General features: G+C 61.7%; 16 protein-coding genes and 2 tRNA genes. 5 read left to right on the plus strand and 13 right to left on the minus strand.

What is annotated here, in order from left to right; all coding sequences use genetic code 11:
• Positions 1-8: 8 nt before the first annotated feature.
• From ACIOVD_RS19275 to ACIOVD_RS19290, 4 genes are all read left to right on the plus strand, one after another.
• Positions 9-95 (plus strand) — tRNA-Leu (locus tag ACIOVD_RS19275).
• Between the two features lie 165 nt (positions 96-260).
• Positions 261-347: transfer RNA gene (locus tag ACIOVD_RS19280), tRNA-Leu, on the plus strand.
• Positions 348-623: 276 nt separating this feature from the next.
• The gene (locus ACIOVD_RS19285; RefSeq protein WP_095169566.1) at positions 624-1634 is read left to right on the plus strand and encodes an extracellular solute-binding protein; all 1011 of its coding nucleotides are present in this window, start codon (positions 624-626) and stop codon (positions 1632-1634) included.
• Entirely contained in the window at positions 1634-3199 is a 1566-nt protein-coding gene (locus ACIOVD_RS19290) for an ABC transporter permease (RefSeq protein ID WP_401129648.1), read from the plus strand. The genes ACIOVD_RS19285 and ACIOVD_RS19290 overlap by 1 nt, the downstream gene beginning before the upstream one ends.
• 48 nt (positions 3200-3247) lie before the next feature.
• Here the strand turns inward: ACIOVD_RS19290 and ACIOVD_RS19295 are convergent, their stop codons facing one another.
• From ACIOVD_RS19295 to ACIOVD_RS19350, 12 genes are all read right to left on the minus strand, one after another.
• Positions 3248-5182, minus strand: coding sequence for a methyl-accepting chemotaxis protein (locus ACIOVD_RS19295; RefSeq protein ID WP_095169568.1), 1935 nt, complete (start codon positions 5180-5182; stop codon positions 3248-3250).
• A gap of 138 nt (positions 5183-5320) precedes the next feature.
• On the minus strand, positions 5321-6610 hold the full coding sequence (locus ACIOVD_RS19300) for an adenylosuccinate synthase (protein ID WP_095169569.1): 1290 nt from the start codon (positions 6608-6610) through the stop codon (positions 5321-5323).
• A gap of 54 nt (positions 6611-6664) precedes the next feature.
• Positions 6665-7852, minus strand: coding sequence for an ATP phosphoribosyltransferase regulatory subunit (locus ACIOVD_RS19305; protein ID WP_095169570.1), 1188 nt, complete (start codon positions 7850-7852; stop codon positions 6665-6667).
• 306 nt (positions 7853-8158) lie between these two features.
• Complete coding sequence (gene hflC / locus ACIOVD_RS19310) at positions 8159-9028, minus strand: protease modulator HflC (protein ID WP_095169571.1); 870 nt, start codon at positions 9026-9028, stop codon at positions 8159-8161.
• The gene (hflK, locus tag ACIOVD_RS19315) at positions 9028-10194 is read right to left on the minus strand and encodes an FtsH protease activity modulator HflK (RefSeq protein ID WP_095169572.1); all 1167 of its coding nucleotides are present in this window, start codon (positions 10192-10194) and stop codon (positions 9028-9030) included. The genes hflC and hflK overlap by 1 nt, the downstream gene beginning before the upstream one ends.
• A 96-nt stretch (positions 10195-10290) precedes the next feature.
• Positions 10291-11592 (minus strand): ribosome rescue GTPase HflX, encoded by a 1302-nt coding sequence (hflX, locus tag ACIOVD_RS19320; protein ID WP_095169573.1) that lies wholly within the window; start codon positions 11590-11592, stop codon positions 10291-10293.
• A gap of 12 nt (positions 11593-11604) precedes the next feature.
• Positions 11605-11865: an RNA chaperone Hfq gene (gene hfq / locus ACIOVD_RS19325; RefSeq protein WP_010221594.1), complete on the minus strand. Its 261-nt coding sequence runs from the start codon at positions 11863-11865 to the stop codon at positions 11605-11607.
• Between the two features lie 96 nt (positions 11866-11961).
• Positions 11962-12933 (minus strand): tRNA (adenosine(37)-N6)-dimethylallyltransferase MiaA, encoded by a 972-nt coding sequence (miaA, locus tag ACIOVD_RS19330; RefSeq protein WP_401129653.1) that lies wholly within the window; start codon positions 12931-12933, stop codon positions 11962-11964.
• Positions 12933-14855 carry a DNA mismatch repair endonuclease MutL gene (mutL, locus tag ACIOVD_RS19335; protein ID WP_159993449.1) on the minus strand — a complete coding sequence of 641 codons (1923 nt, stop codon included), beginning with the start codon at positions 14853-14855 and terminating at the stop codon, positions 12933-12935. Before mutL ends, miaA begins: the two co-directional genes overlap by 1 nt.
• Positions 14852-16288, minus strand: coding sequence for an N-acetylmuramoyl-L-alanine amidase (locus ACIOVD_RS19340; RefSeq protein ID WP_202982087.1), 1437 nt, complete (start codon positions 16286-16288; stop codon positions 14852-14854). The genes mutL and ACIOVD_RS19340 overlap by 4 nt, the downstream gene beginning before the upstream one ends.
• Before the next feature lie 3 nt (positions 16289-16291).
• Positions 16292-16762 carry a tRNA (adenosine(37)-N6)-threonylcarbamoyltransferase complex ATPase subunit type 1 TsaE gene (gene tsaE, locus ACIOVD_RS19345; RefSeq protein ID WP_095169577.1) on the minus strand — a complete coding sequence of 157 codons (471 nt, stop codon included), beginning with the start codon at positions 16760-16762 and terminating at the stop codon, positions 16292-16294.
• Positions 16750-17610, minus strand: coding sequence for an NAD(P)H-hydrate dehydratase (locus ACIOVD_RS19350; RefSeq protein ID WP_159993445.1), 861 nt, complete (start codon positions 17608-17610; stop codon positions 16750-16752). The genes tsaE and ACIOVD_RS19350 overlap by 13 nt, the downstream gene beginning before the upstream one ends.
• 63 nt (positions 17611-17673) lie before the next feature.
• Here ACIOVD_RS19350 and queG point away from each other — a divergent pair, with 63 nt between their 5' ends.
• Positions 17674-18744 (plus strand): tRNA epoxyqueuosine(34) reductase QueG, encoded by a 1071-nt coding sequence (queG, locus tag ACIOVD_RS19355; protein ID WP_095169579.1) that lies wholly within the window; start codon positions 17674-17676, stop codon positions 18742-18744.
• Here queG and ACIOVD_RS19360 read toward each other — a convergent pair.
• Positions 18726-19337, minus strand: a complete 612-nt coding sequence (locus tag ACIOVD_RS19360; protein ID WP_095169580.1) for a trimeric intracellular cation channel family protein — start codon at positions 19335-19337, stop codon at positions 18726-18728. The two genes, queG and ACIOVD_RS19360, sit on opposite strands and share 19 nt — an antisense overlap.
• Positions 19338-19416: the final 79 nt, after the last annotated feature.

Consider the following 19416-nt stretch of genomic DNA (forward strand, 5'->3'; position numbering starts at 1 on the left):
CCGATACTGCCCAGATGGTGAAATTGGTAGACACGCCAGCTTCAGGTGCTGGTGACCGCAAGGTCGTGGAAGTTCGAGTCTTCTTCTGGGCACCAATTACGAGCTTGAGATTAGTTCAATTTCAAGGCTCACACAAAAACCCGCGAAAGCGGGTTTTTGCATTTTAGCGGTTTGATTTAATTTTATTAAATCAGGGGTTTACAGATCAAATAGCGCTCCGTATAGTGCGCCACATCAACAGCGGCAACGTTGTCGATACTGCCCAGATGGTGAAATTGGTAGACACGCCAGCTTCAGGTGCTGGTGACCGCAAGGTCGTGGAAGTTCGAGTCTTCTTCTGGGCACCAATTCAAATTCAAGGTCGATGATCTTGAATCTCACAAAAACCCGCGAAAGCGGGTTTTTGCGTTTCCGGCCTCCGAAAAACACCCCACCCTCTTCTGTAGGAGCGAGCTTGCTCGCGATGCACTCGAGACCAGCACTTGTTCTCAGACAGAACGCGCCATCGTTCACGCCCATCGCGAGCAAGCTCGCTCCTACAGGAATCAGCGTCCGCACTTGAGAAATAATATCGTTTATCATTGTTTCAAGTTTTTGCAATGCGACAGTGAGGAACCCTGCGAATGATGTTTCGAAATACCCTGCGCCGCGGCCTGACCTTCACGCTGCTAGGGCTGGCCCTGGCCTGCCCACTCACCCAGGCGGCCGATCCGGTTTCCCTGACGCTTTATAACGGCCAGCACAAGGAAGTCGGCGATGCCGTCGCCAAAGCCTTCGAAGCCAAGACTGGGATTCACGTCAACGTACGCAAAGGCAGCAGCAACCAGCTTGCCAGCCAGGTCGTGGAGGAAGGCGAGCGCTCACCCGCCGACGTGATCTACACCGAAGAGTCGCCGCCACTGAACAAGCTGGGCGAACAAGGCCTGCTGGCCAAGACCGACGATGCCACTCTGGCAGTGCTGCCCAAGGATTACGTGGCCAGCAATGGCACCTGGATCGGCGTCACCGCCCGGGTCCGCGTGGTGGCCTACAACCCGAAACTGATCGACGAAAAAGACCTGCCAAAATCGGTGATGGAGTTCTCCGATCCGAAATGGCAAGGCAAGGTCGGGTTCGTACCCACCAGTGGCGCGTTCCAGGAACAGGCCGTGGCGATCATCAAAGTGCACGGCATGGATGCGGCCGAAGAATGGCTGACCGGCCTGCGGGCGTTCGGCAAGACCTACAGCAACAACATGGTCGCCCTCAAGGCCGTGGAAAACGGTGAAGTAGCCACGGTGCTGGTGAACAACTACTACTGGTTCGCCCTGCAACGGGAAAAAGGCCAGCTCGACTCGAAGCTGTATTACTTCAGCGACGGCGACGTCGGCGGCCTGATCACCGTTTCCAGCGCCGCCGTGCTCAAGTCCAGCAAGCACCCGCAAGAAGCCCAGCAACTACTCGCCTATATGGCCAGCGAAGAGGGCCAGCGTGTGATTACCCAGACCACCGCCGAGTATCCGCTGCATAAAGGCATGGAGTCGGATCGCGGACTCAAGCCGTTCAACGAACTGCAAGCGCCGAAAGTCACCCCGGCCGACCTGGGCAATGCCGAGGAAGCCCTGGAACTGGAACGTGAAGTTGGCTTGAACTGATGAGCGCCTCCCTGCCCGCCTCCGCCTCGCGCGCAGCCTATGTACCGCGGCGCAAGCGGCCTTCGATCTGGTTGCTGCTACCGGTGCTGCTACTGGTCTGCCTGAGCCTGCTGCCACTGCTGTATGTCGGCCTCAAAGCCTGGCAGGCCGGCTGGGCGCAGGCGGTGCATCTGCTATGGCGACCCTATGTGTTCGGCCTGCTGCGCAACACCCTGCTGCTGATGATCGGCGTCACGCTGGCCTGCGCCTTGGTCGGCCTGTCGCTGGCCTGGTTGCTGGAGCGCAGCAACCTGGCGGGGCGGCGTGTGTGGGGAGTGATTCTGTGCCTGCCGTTTGCCGTCCCGGCTTTCGTCAGCAGTTTTACCTGGGTCTCCCTGAGTGCCAGTTTCGAAGGCCTGGGCGGGGCGATCCTGGTGATGAGCCTGTCCAAGTACCCGCTGATTTTCCTCCCGGTGGCGGCGACCCTGCGCAATCTCGACCCCGCCCTGGAGGAGTCGGCCCGCACCCTGGGCCTGAACCGCTGGGGCGTGTTCTTCAAGATCACCCTGCCTCTGCTCTGGCCCTCGCTGCTGGCTGGCTCGCTGCTGATTGCCCTGCACATGCTGGTGGAATTCGGCGCCCTGTCGATCATCGGCCTGCAAACTTTCACCACGGCGATCTATCAACAGTTTGAACTGGAGTTCAGCAACGCCAATGCGGCAATGCTCTCCGCCGTCCTGCTGGCGCTGTGCCTGGTGCTGTTGTGGCTGGAGCTGCGGGTGCGCGGCAAGGGCCGCCATGTGCGGATTGGCCAGGGTGCCGCGCGGCATGCCGAGCAGGTTCGCCTGGGCGCCCTGGCACCGCTAGGCCAGCTTTACTGCCTGTTGCTGGCGATTGTCGGCAGCGGGATTCCCCTGGGCATGCTCGGGTACTGGCTCGCGGTAGGCTCATCGGCAGCTTTCCCGATGGCGGCAATCGGCGAAGCGCTGCTGTCATCGCTGGCCTTGTCCCTGGGCGGCGCAGCGCTGTGCCTGGTACTGGCGGTGCCCGTGGGCTTGCTGGTGGTGCGCTACAAGGGCCGCCTGGCGCTCTGGGCTGAACGCCTGCCGTATTTACTGCACGCGCTGCCTGGCCTGGTGATCGCCCTGACGCTGGTCTACTTCGCCTTGCACTATGTGCCGGCGCTGTACCAGACCTCGGGGTTGCTGCTGATCGCCTACGCCTTGCTATTCCTGCCGCTGGCCCAGGCACCGATTCGCACGGCCCTGAACAAGGCTGCTCCGCAACTCGAAGAGGCCGCCCGCACCCTCGGCGCGTCCTCGTTCAGCGCCTTTGTGCGAGTGACGCTGCCGATCATCTTTCCGGCGCTGGGCGCAGCCTTTGCCCTGGTGTTCCTCGATGCGATGAAAGAGCTGACGGCGACCCTGCTGCTCAGTCCGACCGGGCTCAACACCCTGGCCACCGAGGTCTGGGCTCACACTGCGAATGTCGAGTTTGCGGCAGCAGCACCCTATGCGGCGCTGCTGATTCTGGTGTCGGGGCTGCCGGTGTATCTGTTGACTACCCGGATGTATTTGAGTCGCTGAGATCGCCATCGCGAGTCTGCTCGCGATAGCGACAGCCGATACCCCGCATCAAGCCCGGAACTGCCCCAGGCTGGCCTTCAACTGCGCCGCCAAGCCATCCAGCACTTTGCCGCTGGCCGTGGTTTCAACCACCGCCTGGGCCGCCTTCTCGGCCTGGGCATGGATGGTCTGGACCCGTCCGCGCACCGCTTGCGCGCCCTTGGCCTGATGCGCCGCCGCCTGGGTCGCCAGGCCGATGGCCGCATGCACTTGTTCGACGGAGGCCTGCACCGACTGCTGCAGCCGCGCATTGTCGCGCAACACCAGCAACCCTTCGTTGGCCTGGCGCCCTGCCTGGCCGATCGCCGCAACCGCTTCACGCGCGCCCTGCTGCAGGGCACCGATGTGCGCCTGGATGTCGCCGGTGGAGCTTTGTGTCTTGCTCGCCAGCGCCCGCACTTCGTCCGCCACAACCGCGAAACCGCGCCCGGTCTCACCGGCCCGCGCCGCTTCGATCGCGGCATTAAGGGCCAGCAGATTGGTCTGCTCGGCGATCCCGTGGATCACCTCCAGGACCACCTCGATCTGCTCGCTTTGCTGGGCCAGCCGCTCGATCACCTTGGCGCCCGTATCCACCTGCCCGGCCAGTGCTTCGATCAAGCTGCCGACCTGAGCCGAAGTACGGGTGTTTTCATCGGTCGCCTGGCGAATATCCACCACCTGCTGCAAGGCTGCCTGCATGGCATGACTTTCAGCCTGCGCCTCGTCCGCCATCTGTGACAGCGCCCGCAGGCTCTCTGCCACTTCATCGCGCTGGGATTTCGCCGCGGCATCGGCCCCGGCGTTACGTTGGCTCATGGCGCCGATTTCCACGCCTGTGCGCTGGGCCACATCACCGGCCTCGCGAACGATCGGCTGCAACTTATCCACAAACCGATTGACCGCCGACGCCATGTCGCCGATTTCGTCCTGGCTGTTGATCTGCACGCGCTTGGTCAGGTCGCCCTCGCCCGCCGCCAGGTCATCCATCGCGGCAATCAGTAACTTCAGGCGATTGACGACTCGCCGCCCGAGCACCACCGCGAGCAGCAGCAACACACCGCAGCCGACCAGGGCCAACGCCATGCCGATCCGCCAGCGCAGAGTCGCCGCGGCTTCCTGTACGGTAGCGGTGGTATTGGCCTGCATCTCGCTGGCAGTGGCCTGCGCCGACTGCAGGCGCGCGCGCATGGCTGTAGCGCTGTCAGCCGCGGCGCCCTTGAGGCTGTCACCGACCAGCTGATCGCTGCTGGCGATCAGCGCCGAGAAGCGCTTGTCGAGTGCAGCCAGGTCCGCCTCGACCGAGGCCGTGGAAACCCCCATGAGTACCTTGCCGATTTCCACGCCATTAGGGTTGATCGATGCCTCGACGTAGAACACCGACGGATCGTTTTTCGCCGCATCCAGCACTTTATCCAAGGCGCGTTCGCCTTGGCCTTTCTCCAAAAGGGCCTTGTTGATCGGGTTTTCCCGGTTCAGGTAGCGGGTCAGGTGCTGGCCGGTGGCATCGTCGTACACCACAAACAACACATTGGGATTGCGCTGGGCGCGCCGGGCGAACTCGGACAGGGTCGGAACATCGCTGTCCCACATGGCGCGCGGTGCGACCGATGCCAGGAGCTGGGCCATGTCATTGGCCGAGTCCTTGAGGTCCTTTTCCAGGGTGGCGCGCAGTTGTGCCTGCTCATCCTCGAGTCGCGAAGACAAACCGGCCGTCAGGCGCTGACGGGTACTGGTGGAGAGGTTATCCAGACTGGAAGTGACCTCGCGTCCGGCCTGCTCCAGTTCACCCGAAAGCTTCTGGCTATCGGCGCCCAGACGCGCGCCCAGATCCGCCTCCAGGGCGGTCACGGTGCTCCGCGTCAGGGCAACCGCCACCAGCACCTGCACCAAAAGGGCGATACCAAGGGTAACGAATACGGGCCGCAACAAACGGCTTTGTAACAGTGAGAGAACGGCCGACACAGAAAATCCCTCTACTTGGATGCTATTAAACTGATAGCACGCTCGAAGGGAAATTCACAGCAAAGGTCATGCCGCCCGGCAGGCACAAACGACAAAGGGCCCCATCAGGGGCCCTTTGTGTTTTACATCAACAGCTTATTAAGCGAACGGGTGACGCAGAACGATAGTTTCGTTGCGGTCCGGACCGGTCGAAATAATGTCGATCGGCGCGCCGATCAGCTGTTCAACGCGCTTGATGTAAGCACGGGCATTGGCTGGCAGCTCTTCCAGGGTTTTGGCACCCACGGTCGACTCGGTCCAACCTGGCACTTCTTCGTACACAGGCTGCAAGCCCAGGTAGCTGTCGGCGTCGGTCGGAGCAATGTCGTTGCCTTCTGCATCTTTGTAGCCGACGCAGATATTGATGGTCTCCAGACCGTCGAGTACGTCCAGCTTGGTCAGGCAGATACCCGAGATGCTGTTCACATCGATAGCACGACGCAGGATAACGGCGTCGAACCAGCCACAACGACGAGCACGACCGGTAGTCGCGCCGAACTCGTGACCTTGCTTGGCCAGGTGCGCACCGACTTCGTCGAACAGCTCAGTCGGGAATGGACCCGAACCCACGCGCGTGGTGTAGGCCTTGGTGATGCCCAGGATGTAGTCCAGGAACATCGGGCCAACACCCGAACCGGTAGCAACGCCGCCAGCGGTGGTGTTGGAGCTGGTCACGTACGGGTAGGTGCCGTGGTCGATGTCCAGCAACGAACCCTGGGCGCCTTCGAACATGATGTCTTTGCCAGCGCGACGCAGGTCGTGCAGCTCGGCAGTCACATCCAGCATCAGCGGGGTGAGCAGCTCGGCGTATTCCTTGCACTCGGCCAGGGTCTTTTCGAAGTCGATGGCTGGCTCTTTGTAGTAACCCACCAGCATGAAGTTGTGGTAATCCACCAGTTCACGCAGTTTGTCTGCAAAGCGCGGCATGTTGAGCAGGTCGCCCACACGCAGGCCACGACGCGCAACCTTGTCTTCGTAGGCCGGGCCGATACCGCGACCGGTAGTACCGATCTTCAGCTCGCCACGGGCCTTTTCACGAGCCTGGTCCAGCGCTACGTGATACGACAGGATCAGCGGGCAGGAAGGGCTGACACGCAGGCGCTCGCGCACCGGTACGCCTTTCTCTTCCAGCTTGGTGATCTCGCGCAGCAGGGCGTCTGGTGCAACCACCACGCCGTTGCCGATCAGGCACTGCACGCCTTCGCGCAGTACGCCCGAAGGGATCAGGTGCAAGACAGTTTTTTCGCCATCGATCACCAGCGTGTGGCCAGCGTTGTGGCCACCTTGGTAGCGCACTACGGCGGCAGCATGTTCGGTCAGCAGATCAACGATCTTGCCTTTGCCCTCATCACCCCATTGGGTGCCCAGGACTACGACATTCTTACCCATAACACTTGTCCTCATTCGCGCAAACTTGGTGCCGGCAGCGGCCGGCAGGAAAACTCAAGAAGCCAGCGGCAATACTTGCCAAAGCCCGTTCTGCTGAATCAATTGCCGGTCGCAGTCCGCGTCACGGGCGGCGGCCAATGGTTGCCCAGGCAATGCCTGGACGACACGCTGACCCTCACTGCGCAACTGGCAAACCTGCTGCCAGAGTGCCGCATCCGTACTGTCAGGCATCCAGATACCGCCAGACGGTAGCTCGATCTCAGCACGCCCCAGGGTCACCAGGGTTTTCAAATCGGTGGAGAAGCCGGTGGCCGGACGAGCGCGACCGAAGTCGGCGCCGATGTCGTCGTAACGACCGCCCTGGGCAATGGACTGGCCAACACCCGGCACGAATACCGCGAACACCACACCGGTGTGGTAGTGGTAGCCACGCAGCTCACCCAGGTCGAAGTACAGCGGCAACTGCGGGAAACGCACGGACAGCCGCTCGGCAATCGCCAGCAAGTCGTCCAGCGCTGCCAGCACCGGCGCCGGCGCCTGGGCCAGGCGCTCACGGGCAGCAGCCAGCACTTCACGGCCGCCACACAGGTCGACCAGCGCCCGCAGCATGCCCGCCAGGTCGGCAGGCAGGCCTTCGGTCAAGGTAATGACCTCGTCGATAGCCTTGCGTTGCAAGGCGTCGAACAGCTGTTGCTCGACCTCACCGGACAAACCGGCCGCACGGGCCAGGCCGCGGTAGATACCGACGTGGCCCAGGTCCATATGCACATCCGGCACATCGGCCAGTTGCAGCATGGCCAGCATCAGGCTGATGACTTCGACGTCGCTACTCGGGCTGGCGTCGCCGTACAACTCGGCGCCCAGCTGGATCGGGCTGCGCGAAGTCGACAAGGCACGGGGCTGCGCATGCAGCACACTGCCGGCGTAGCACAGGCGGCTCGGGCCTTCGCGGCGCAGGGTGTGCGCATCGATGCGCGCCACTTGCGGCGTGATGTCGGCACGAAAACCCATCTGCCGGCCCGACTGCGGGTCGATGACCTTGAAGGTGCGCAAATCCAGGTCCTGGCCCGCACCGGTCAGCAGGGATTCCAGGTACTCGATATGGGGAGTCACGACAAACTCGTAACCCCAGCTCTGGAACAGATCCAACACCTGACGGCGCGCCACTTCAATGCGCGCCGCCTCTGGTGGCAGTACTTCTTCGATGCCATCTGGCAGCAGCCAGCGGTCTACCGTTGCCATTACGCCATTCCCCTTTGATCCGGGCGGCCAACCCTCGGCCGGCCTTGAGTGAAGCAGAAAATGTCTGGCCCATGCACAGAATTTCACGCGCATGGACGACGTGGCGATCGGCCTGAATCCGGCCTCGCCAAACACTTTCCTCGAAAAACCTGTCGAGTTGTTCAACCCGACTGCACGCAATCAAACGTGCAGACGCAAAAAAGCCGGGAATTTCCCGGCTGCCGCATCATACACACGTTTTCCCAAAGGATCACCCCGCGAGAGGCTTTAGCCGCCCGGCGGGGTTCCTTTTGGATCAGTGTCGGATCAAGGCTTGGCTTTTTCCAGGTAACGGAAGAAGTCGCTGCTTGGATCCAGGACCATGACGTCGGATTTGTTCGCGAAGCTTTCACGGTAGGCGCGCAGGCTACGGTAGAACGCGTAGAACTCCTGGTCCTGGCCGTAGGCCTTGGAGTAGATCGAAGCGGCCTGGGCATCACCGTCACCGCGAACCTCTTCGGATTCACGATAGGCTTCAGCCAACAGTACGCGGCGCTGACGATCGGCGTCGGCACGGATGCCTTCTGCCAGCTCGTTACCCTTGGCACGGTGCTCACGGGCTTCACGCTCACGCTCGGTGCTCATACGCTCGAACACGCTGCGGTTCACTTCCTTCGGCAGGTCGATGGTCTTGACCCGAACATCGACAACTTCGATGCCCAGCTCTTGTTCCGCCATCTTGTTCAACGAAGCAGTGATATCCGCCATCAGCGCATCACGCTCACCAGACACCACCTCGTGCAGGGTGCGCTTACCAAACTGGTCACGCAGGCCCGATTCCAGACGGCGGGACAAACGCTCGTCGGCAATCTGCTTGAGGCCGGATGTCGCGGTGTAGAAGCGCTCGGCATCCTTGACTCGCCACTTGGCGTAGGCATCGACCATCACGGCTTTCTTTTCCAGCGTCAGGAAACGCTGTGTCGGTGCATCCAGGGTCATCAGGCGTGCGTCAAATTTACGCACCTGGTTAACGTAGGGCACTTTCACATGCAGGCCTGGCTGGACATCAGCCTGGACCACGCGGCCAAACTGCAGCAACACCGCACGCTCGGTCTGAGCCACGATGTAGAAGCAGTTCCAGGCAGCGATCGCCACGACAACGCCGACAATAAGGGCGATCAGCGATTTATTGCTCATCAGCGACTCTCCCTGGTACGTGCCTGTTGCTGCAGATCTGCTGCCGCACGCGCATTCGCTTCATTGCTGCTGGCCGCGGCACCGGTCGCCGGAGCGCTGGCAGGACGGCCACTGTCGATCATCTTGTCCAGCGGCAAGTACAGCAGATTGCTCTGGCCATTCTTGTTGCCGGTCACGAGAACCTTGCTGGTGTTGCTGAAGACTTCCTGCATGGTGTCCAGGTACAGACGCTCACGAGTGACTTCCGGAGCCTTGCGGTACTCGGCCACCAGCTTGGTGAAGCGGTCGGCCTCACCCTTGGCGCGCGAGACTGTTTCGTCACGGTAACCGTTGGCGTCTTCGATGATGCGTTGGGCCTGACCACGCGCTTCCGGCACGACGCCGTTGGCATAGGTTTCAGCCTGGTTGCGCGAACGCTGCTCGTCTTCACGGGCACGGATCACGTCATCGAAGGCTTCCTGCACTTCACGCGGTGCCGCTGCGTTCTGTACGTTGACCTGGGTCACGGTGATACCGGTGCGATAGGTATCGAGGAAGCGTTGCAGACGCTCCTTGATTTCGCTGGCCATCAATTCACGACCTTCAGTCAGCACCTGGTCCATGGCGGTAGAACCCACCACGTGGCGCAGGGCACTGTCGGTTGCGTGCTGGAGGCTGATTTCCGGCTGATCGACGTTCAGCACGAAGTCCTGCAGGTTGCTGATCTTGTACTGCACGGTCAGCGGCACTTCGACGATGTTCTCGTCTTCAGTCAGCATTTGACCCTGCTTGGTATAGGCACGCTCACGCGTGACGTTTTCCATGTACTTCTTGTCGATCGGCGGGAGGTAGATGTTCAGGCCCGGGCCAACGGTCTCGTAGTACTTGCCGAAGCGCAGCACTACGGCTTGCTCCTGCTCGTCGACCACATAAACCGCGCTGTACAGCCACACGGCCGCCAGCACGACGAGGCCGATGCCGAGCAGGCCATAACCGCCGCCCTTGCTCGAACTACCGCCATCGTCACCACGTTTCTTACCACCACCGAACAACCCATTCAGGCTTTCCTGCAGCTTTCGGAAGGCCTCGTCGAGATCTGGTGGCCCCTTGCGGTCGCCATTATTGCGGCGCTTACCACCCCAAGGATCCTGATTATTCGAGTTGCCACCCGGCTCATTCCAAGCCATAGCGCTCTCCATCTGATAAAGCAAAGACGCACCCACGGCGCGCCGACCAATGCTACAGAATGCCCGTCATAGCGGCACAACCGCTTTTTCAGGCTTTTATTGCAAAGTGTGTTGCTCGATGAATTCCAGCGGCTGCATTCCCTCGCGGCTCACCAGTCGATTGAGTTCGACCCGTGGCAAACGAACGTCCAGCAAACTGATGCCTTCTTCGTCGTATTCTTCTTTCTGTACTGCGCCCAGCTCGAAGAACTGTGCACGCAGTCGAGCGAATCGTTGCGGCAAACGCAATGTACCCACAAACAACTCACTGCCCAGCAACTCGGCAATCGCTTGCTCAAGTAATTCCAGACCACTGCCATCACGCGCCGAGAGCCAGACCCGTTGCGGCTTGCCATCGGCATCGCGCTGGATTTGTGGCTCAACGCCTTCAAGCAAATCGAGTTTGTTATAGACCTCGAGGATCGGCAAGTCCTGAGCCCCAATCTCGCCCAGCACCACCATCACCTGTTCGATCTGCAACATGCGATCCGGTTCGGCCGCATCGATCACGTGCAACAGCAAGTCGGAGTTGCTCGACTCTTCGAGCGTAGACCGAAATGCCTCGACCAGCTTGTGCGGCAAGTGGCGGATGAAACCCACAGTGTCCGCCAGGACAATCGGCCCCAGGTCGTCCAGTTCCAGACGGCGCAAGGTCGGGTCCAGCGTGGCAAACAACTGGTCAGCCGCGTACACGTCGGATTTAGTGACGTTGTTGAAGAGCGTGGATTTACCGGCGTTGGTATACCCCACCAGAGACACGGTAGGAATATCTGCACGCGATCGACCCCGTCGCGATTGCTCGCGCTGGCTGCGCACTTTTTCCAGCCGCCCCTTGATCTGTCGCAGGCGAACCCGCAGCAGGCGGCGGTCGGTTTCCAACTGGGTTTCACCCGGGCCACGCATGCCGATACCGCCACCCTGACGCTCAAGGTGAGTCCAGCCACGAACCAGGCGGGTGCTCATGTGGTCAAGCTGGGCCAGTTCGACCTGGAGCTTGCCTTCATGGGTACGGGCGCGCTGGGCGAAAATATCGAGAATCAGACCGGTACGGTCGATCACGCGACACTCGAAAACACGTTCGAGGTTACGTTCCTGACTGGGCGTGAGGATGTGATTGAAAATTACCAGATCGGCCTTTTCGGCATGGACCAGGTCGCGTAGTTCCTCGACCTTGCCGCTGCCAATCAGGAATTTGGCGGTTGGCCGATGACGCGGCACGTTAAAAAACGCAACGGTCTCGGCGCCCGCCGAATTAGCCAGTTCCTGAAACTCCTGCGGATCTTCGCGCGCCTCAGGGTCCTGTCCATCCAAGTGAACAAGGATCACTCGTTCACCACCACCGTGGCGCTCAAAGAACAAAGGAGACTCCTATCAGGCGTTACCTGGCTCAGCGTCACCCTGTTCGGATTCGGTTGCGCTAGGCAGACGAATTGGACGAACCGGTACCACTGTAGAGATAGCGTGCTTGTAGACCATCTGGCTGACGGTGTTCTTCAGCAGGATGACGAACTGGTCGAACGACTCGATCGTGCCTTGCAGTTTGATCCCGTTGACCAGGTAGATGGAAACCCCAACTTTCTCTTTACGTAAAGTATTCAAGTAAGGGTCTTGTAGCGAATGCCCTTTTGACATGTGCCGCACTCCTTTAAGGATTTAATAATAAAAAAATAGGTAAGCAGAAAGCTTTCAGCCGTCACACCCCCAAGGATAGACGGCAATTGCAAGGACTCAGCTCAATATGGAGACCGATCCCAAGTATTTCAAGGCGCGTGGCAGATTGTCGCAATCGAGGCTGTCCAGCCAGTGCAAATCAGCCCAACTGCGCAGCCAGGTGAACTGGCGCTTCGCCAATTGGCGCGTGGCAATGATTCCACGCTCCTGCATCTCGGCTGACGTCAGCTTGCCATCCAGGTAATCCCAGACTTGTCGGTAGCCTACAGCGCGTATAGACGGCAACCCCGAATGCAGGTCACTTCTTTTACGCAGGGCTACGACCTCGTCAATGAACCCCTGTTCCAACATTTGTGTGAATCTTTGTTTAATTCGCTCATGCAGCACCTGGCGATTTGCCGGGGCAATGGCCAAGTTTGCGACAGTATAGGGCAATTGTGGGCGTCCCGAAGCGCCTGCTTCAGTACTTTGCGCAGATTGTCGTGCGCGCAGCTCGGTCATGCTCTGGCCGCTGGCCCGATAGACTTCCAGCGCCCGGCTCAGGCGCTGCGGATCGTTGGGGTGAATGCGGGCCGCGGAAACCGGGTCAATCAGCGCCAATTGATCGTGCAGGGCCTGCCAGCCAAGGCGGGCCGCCTCTGCCTCGATCTCGGCACGAATCTGCGGGTCGGCAGCGGGCATCTCGGCCAGGCCGTCGATCAACGCCTTGTAATAAAGCATGGTGCCGCCCACCAGCAGCGGGATCTTGCCGCGCGCGGTGATCTCGGCCATGGCCTCGAGAGCATCGCGACGGAAATCCGCGGCCGAATAGGCGTCGGCCGGGTCGAGAATATCGATCAGGCGGTGGGGAAACTCCGCCAGCAAGGCCTTTGAGGGCTTGGCCGTGCCGATATCCATGCCCCGGTAGACCAGCGCCGAATCGACGCTGATCAGCTCACAGGGCAGTACCTTGGTCAGCTCGATGGCCAAATCGGTCTTGCCCGCAGCGGTCGGGCCCATCAGGAAAATCGCTGGAGGGAGCTGGCTCATCAACGACCGCGCAAGAACAGTTTGTCCAGATCGTCCAGGCCCAATTGGGTCCAGGTCGGTCGGCCATGGTTGCATTGACCGCTGCGCTCGGTGTTTTCCATGTCACGCAGCAGACCGTTCATTTCCGGCAGGGCCAGGCGCCGGTTGGCGCGGATCGCGCCGTGGCAGGCCATGGTCCCGAGCAACTCGTTGAGGTGCGCCTGGATACGGTCGCTGGTGCCGTACTCCATCAAGTCCGCCAAAACGTCCTGCACCAGGCGATTGGCCTCGGCCTGCTTGAGCAGCGCCGGGATCTGCCGGATACCCAGGGTTTCCGGGCCCAGGCGCTGCAGCTCGAAGCCCAGGCGCTGGAACCAGCTGACGTGCTCTTCCGCACAGTCGGCTTCGCGCTGGCTGACTGCCAGGGATTCGGGCACCAGCAGCGGCTGGCCGCTCAGGCCTTCGCTGGCCATTGCCACCTTCAGGCGCTCGTACATGATCCGTTCGTGGGCGGCGTGCATGTCCACCAGGACCAGGCCTTGGGCGTTTTCCGCAAGAATGTAGATGCCCTTGAGCTGCGCCAGGGCGTAGCCCAAGGGTGGAATGTCGTCCTGACCCTCCGGCAACGCCGCGGCATTCGCCTCGGGCAAGGGTGCAAAAAACTCGCGATAGGCCGCCTGGGCCTCAGCCACCGGCACGCCGGCACCTTGGGGCCGTGGCGTGTATTGGTACTGATAACCGGCACCGGCACCCGAGCCCGGCGCAGCGCCGGTATTGAATGTCGGCTGGCCCTGGGGTTGCTCAAGCAGCGCATTGGCCGCCAGGCGCATTTCCCCTTGCGGACCGAACTCCCCGGCCTCGATCCCGGTGGGACGAACCATGCCGGCAACCGGCGCTGGCGCGGCCAACTGGTCTTCCGGACGCACATCGCCGAGGGCGCGGTGCAGAGTGCCATACAGGAAGTCGTGAACCATGCGCCCATCGCGAAAGCGCACTTCGTGTTTGGTCGGGTGCACGTTGACGTCGACCGCCGCCGGGTCGACTTCGAAAAACAGCGCGAAAGTCGGATGGCGTCCGTTGAACAGCACGTCGCGATACGCCTGGCGCACCGCATGGGCCACCAGCTTGTCGCGCACCGCACGGCCGTTGACGAAGAAATACTGCATGTCCGCCTGGCTGCGGTTGAAGGTCGGCAACCCGACCCAGCCCCACAGATGCAAGCCATTGCGCTCGATTTCGATCGGCAATGCCTGCTCCAGGAAACCCGAGCCGCAGATGGCTGCCACCCGCCGCGCACGGGCCGCATCATCATGGGCCTCGTGCAGGCTGAGGATGGTCTTGCCGTTGTGCCGCAGGTGGAAGGCCACATCAAAGCGCGCCAGTGCCAGGCGCTTGATCACTTCTTGCAGGTGATCGAATTCGGTCTTTTCAGTCTTGAGAAACTTGCGCCGCGCCGGGGTGTTGAAAAACAGGTCGCGCACTTCCACCGAGGTGCCCACCGGGTGGGCCGCCGGTTGGACCCGGGGCGCCATGTCACGGCCTTCGGTCTCGACCTGCCAAGCCTGATCGGCATCCCGGGTGCGTGACGTCAAGGTCAGGCGCGCCACGGAACTGATGGAGGCCAGGGCCTCACCGCGAAACCCCAGGCTCATCACCTGCTCGAGGTCTTCCAGGTTGCGGATCTTGCTGGTGGCGTGACGGGCCAGAGCCAGGGGCAGGTCATCGGCCGGGATCCCCCGACCATCGTCGCGAACCCGCAGCAGCTTGACCCCACCCTGTTCGACATCGACATCAATGCGCCGGGCGCCGGAGTCGAGGCTGTTCTCCAGCAACTCCTTGATTACCGAGGCGGGGCGCTCGACTACTTCACCAGCGGCGATCTGGTTCGCCAGGCGCGGGCTGAGCAGTTCGATGCGCGCGCCGCTGTTCACCGAGTCGTTCATTCCTTGGCCGCCAGTTCGGTGCCGGGAATGTTCAGGTGCTGGCCGATCTTCAGCTCATCGGATGGCAGGTTGTTGGTGCTGCGCAAGCTGGCCGCAGACACCTGGTAGCGCACGGCGATCATCGCCAGGGTCTCGCCCGGGCGCACGGTATGGTCCCGTGGGCCCTGGGCGATTTTCCCGGAATCGCGCAGCCAGGCAATGTAGGTGCCCGGTGGCGGGTTTTGCTGGAAGAACTGCCGAACGCCACTGCTGATGGAGCGGGCAAGTGCCTGTTGGTGGCTCGGGGCGGCCAGTTTCGAGGCTTCGTTGGCATTGGAGATAAACCCGGTTTCCACCAGGATCGACGGAATATCCGGGGATTTCAGCACCATGAACCCGGCCTGCTCGACCCGTTGCTTGTGCAACGGCGTGACCCGGCCGATGTTGCTCAAGACCTTCTGGCCAACGTTGAGACTGGAGGTCAGCGACGCGGTCATCGACAGGTCGAGCAGGACCCCGGCGAGCATCCGGTCCTTGTCGTCGAGGCTGACGTTGCCGGCACCGCCGATCAAGTCGGAACGGTTTTCGCTGTCAGCCAACCAGCGCGCGGTCTCGGAAGTCGCACCACGGTCGGACAGGGCGAATACCGAAGCGCCGAAGGCCGCTTTCGACGGCGCGGCGTCGGCGTGGATCGAGACAAACAGGTCGGCGCCTTTCTTGCGGGCGATTTCGGTACGCCCACGCAACGGAATGAAATAGTCGCCGGTGCGGGTCAGTTCAGCGCGAAAGCCCTTGATGCCGTTGACCTGACGCTGCAGTTCACGGGCGATGGCCAACACCACGTCTTTCTCACGCTGGCCGCGTGAACCCGAGGCGCCTGGGTCTTCACCGCCGTGACCGGCGTCGATCACCACAATGATGTCACGCTTGCCGGGGGGCGCAGGTGGTGCGGGTGGCAGCTTGATTGCCGGCGCCGTCGGCGTCACCGGCACCGCCGGAATGGTCGCAACGCTGGGCGTCGGGGCCGGCGGCGGTGCGGCGTCGGCCGGGTTGTCGAACAGATCGACCACCAGGCGGTTGCCGTACTGCGCATTGGGCGGTAGCACGAAGCTTTTCGGGGTCACAGCCTTTTTCAGGTCGATGACCACCCGCAGGTCGGTCGGCGTACGTTGGGCCGAACGCATGGAGGTAATCGGGGTATTTGCGGTGGCGACGTTCAGCGGCGCGCCGAGCACGGCACCGTTGATGTCGATCACCAGGCGATCCGGGGCCGTCAGGGTAAAGACGCTGTGCTGGACAGTGCCAGACAGGTCAAACACCAGTCGCGTGTTGTCCGGTGCCCGCCACAGGCGAACACTGTTGACCTTGGTCGCGGCCACAGCGTCAACGGCCAGTGCCGTAAGCAGCATTCCTACGACAGCAACCAACGCGCGAAAGCGCATACCTAACCCCATCATTTATTTGAATTCCAATGCCAAAGCGGCACACCAGGTCTCGCCACGCGGGCTCTGGGGCAACAAACTCAGCGAACGTCCGCTGTCATGCGGGCTAATGGTAATGGTCAGGTCGGGCTTTGGCAAAAAGCCTGCACCTTTCTGGGGCCATTCGATCAGGCACAACGCATCGTCTTCGAGGTAATCACGAATACCCAGGTACTCCAGCTCTTCCGGGTCGACCAGCCGGTACAGGTCGAAGTGGAAGGCACGAATCTCACCGATTTCGTAGGGTTCGACCAATGTGAACGTAGGGCTTTTTACTGATCCTACATGGCCCAGGCCGCGAATGATGCCCCGGGACAGGGTGGTTTTACCCGCCCCCAGGTCGCCGTCCAGAAATACGATGCCATGCCCCTGGGTCACTTGGGCAATACGGGTGCCCAGCGCCACCATGGCGTCTTCATCGGCCAGATACAGGGTTACTTCAGACACGGTGCTTGCTCCTCCAGCAACTGACGAATGGCGGGAATCAGATCACTGGCCGCCAGCCCTCGGCCCAACTTACCTTCACGCTCGCCCGCCGTGGCATGCAGCCATACGGCCAGCGCAGCGGCCTCGAACGCGGCCATCCCCTGGGCCAGCAACGCCCCCAGCAAACCGGCCAGGACATCGCCCAGGCCTGCGGTGGCCATGGCCGGATGACCACGCTCGCAACGATAGACACGACCATCGGGACTGGCGATCAGAGTGCCCGCGCCCTTCAATACGGTGACTGCATCAAATCGTTGGCTCAACGCGCGCGCTACGCTAAGGCGGTCAGCCTGAACCTCGGCTGTCGAAATCCCCAATAGTCGTGCCGCCTCGCCTGGATGCGGGGTGATCACGCAGTCCTTGGGCAGACTGACCCCACCACGGGCCAACAGATTCAACGCATCGGCATCCCAGACCTGGGGCAGCGCTGCGTTGGCCGCTGCCGACAACAGGCTGCGCCCCCAGGCGCCCTGCCCCAGTCCAGGACCGACCACCAGCACCGATGCCTGCTCCAGCAGCCCCATCAACTGGTTCGCCGACGAGGTGCCAAGCACCATGGCTTCGGGCAACCGGGCCAGTGCCGCCGGCACATGTTCGCTGCGGGTGGCCAGCGAGACCAGCCCGGCCCCGCTGCGCAAGGCACTCTGGGCACTGAGCAGGATGGCGCCGCCAAAACCGCGGTCGCCGCCGATCAACAACACATGGCCAAACTGGCCTTTATGGGCGTTCGCCGAACGTGCGGCAAGTCTCGGCAAATGGCCGGGATCCAATGACTGAACGTCGGGTAAAGGGTGATTTGTCTGCGGCATGCGTCTTCGGGCTCCGATGTCTGGCAGAATTATACGCACCTCAGCTCCGGTTTCTCTTGTCTCATGCCTGCAATTACTACAGACCTCCCCGCGCTCGCCCAATCGATCAAGGACTGGGGCCGCGAACTGGGCTTTCAACAAGTCGGCATCAGCGGTCTGGACCTGGCTGAGCATGAGCAGCACCTGGAGCGCTGGCTTGCCGCTGGCTATCACGGCGAAATGGAATACATGGGCGCCCACGGCAGCAAACGCTCACATCCCGAGGAGCTGGTGCCGGGCACCTTGCGTGTGGTCTCGCTGCGCATGGACTACCTGCCAGGCGATACCAACATGGCGCAGCTACTGGCCCAACCGGAAAAAGCCTACGTCTCGCGCTACGCCCTGGGCCGCGACTACCACAAGCTGATCCGCAAGCGCGTGCAGCAACTGGCAGAAAAGATCCAGGCGCTGATCGGCCCGTTCGGCTATCGCGCCTTCGTCGACAGTGCACCGGTGTTGGAAAAAGCCATCGCCGAGCAGGCCGGCCTGGGCTGGATCGGGAAAAACACCCTGGTGCTAAACCGCAAGGCCGGCAGCTACTTCTTTTTGAGCGAACTGTTCGTCGACCTGCCGCTGCCCGTGGACCCGCCCCACAGCACGGAACATTGCGGGCGCTGCACCGCCTGCCTGGACATCTGCCCGACCAACGCCTTTGTCGGCCCCTACGTACTGGATGCGCGACGCTGTATTTCCTACCTGACCATCGAACTGAAAGGCCCGATTCCCGAAGAATTGCGTCCGTTGATCGGTAACCGGGTGTTCGGCTGCGACGATTGCCAGATCGTCTGTCCCTGGAACCGCTTCGCCCGCCCCAGTGGCGAAAGTGACTTCAAGCCCCGCCACAACCTGGACAATGCCGGCCTGGCCGAGCTGTTCCTGTGGGATGAAGACAAATTCCTCAGCAGCACCGAAGGCTCGCCCCTGCGCCGTGCCGGTTATGAACGCTGGCTGCGCAACCTGGCCGTGGGCCTGGGTAACGCGCCGTCGAGTATTCCGGTGCTGGAAGCCTTGAAGGCCCGGGCCGAGCACCCTTCAGAACTGGTGCGCGAGCACGTGCAATGGGCCCTTGAGCAACATCAGGCTTCGTCGTTATAGACGAACTTGGGCATTTCCCAATGAAAACGGATCGCCAGCAAACGCAGCAGGAATCCGCCGAACAGGGTGATCAGGATCGCCTGCTCACCCGGCAGCTCCAGGTACAGGCAGAACATGTAGCACCAGGCAGCCGCAAACGAGACGCTAGCGTAAAGTTCGCGACGGAAGATCAGCGGGATGTCGTTGCAGAAGATGTCGCGCAGGATGCCGCCGAATACCCCGGTGATCACCCCGCTGACAGACGCCACCAGCATGCCGTGGCCCATTTCCAGGGCGGTCATGCAGCCGATCAGGGTAAAGGCCACCAGCCCCACGGCGTCTAGCACCAGGAACAGCGAGCGCAGGTGGCGCATCCAACGCGCGGTGAACACCGTGAACATCGCCGCCACCGACGTCAGCACCAGGTACTCCGGGTGCTTGACCCAGGTCAGCGGGTAATGCCCCAGCAGCACATCACGCACCGAACCGCCGCCCAGGGCGGTGACGCAGGCGATCAGCACCACACCGAACCAATCCATGCCCCGACGGCCGGCAGACAACGCGCCAGTCATGGCTTCAGCGGTAATGGCAATCAGGTAGAGCATCAGCAACATGGTGGCGGTCCTTGCAGGAAGGCGCGCAGTCTAGCCATTTCGGATCCGCACCAGAAGAGGGCATATGCTGATCAGCCTG

This window comes from Pseudomonas sp. NPDC087626 (assembly GCF_044743405.1).
Taxonomy (GTDB): domain Bacteria; phylum Pseudomonadota; class Gammaproteobacteria; order Pseudomonadales; family Pseudomonadaceae; genus Aquipseudomonas.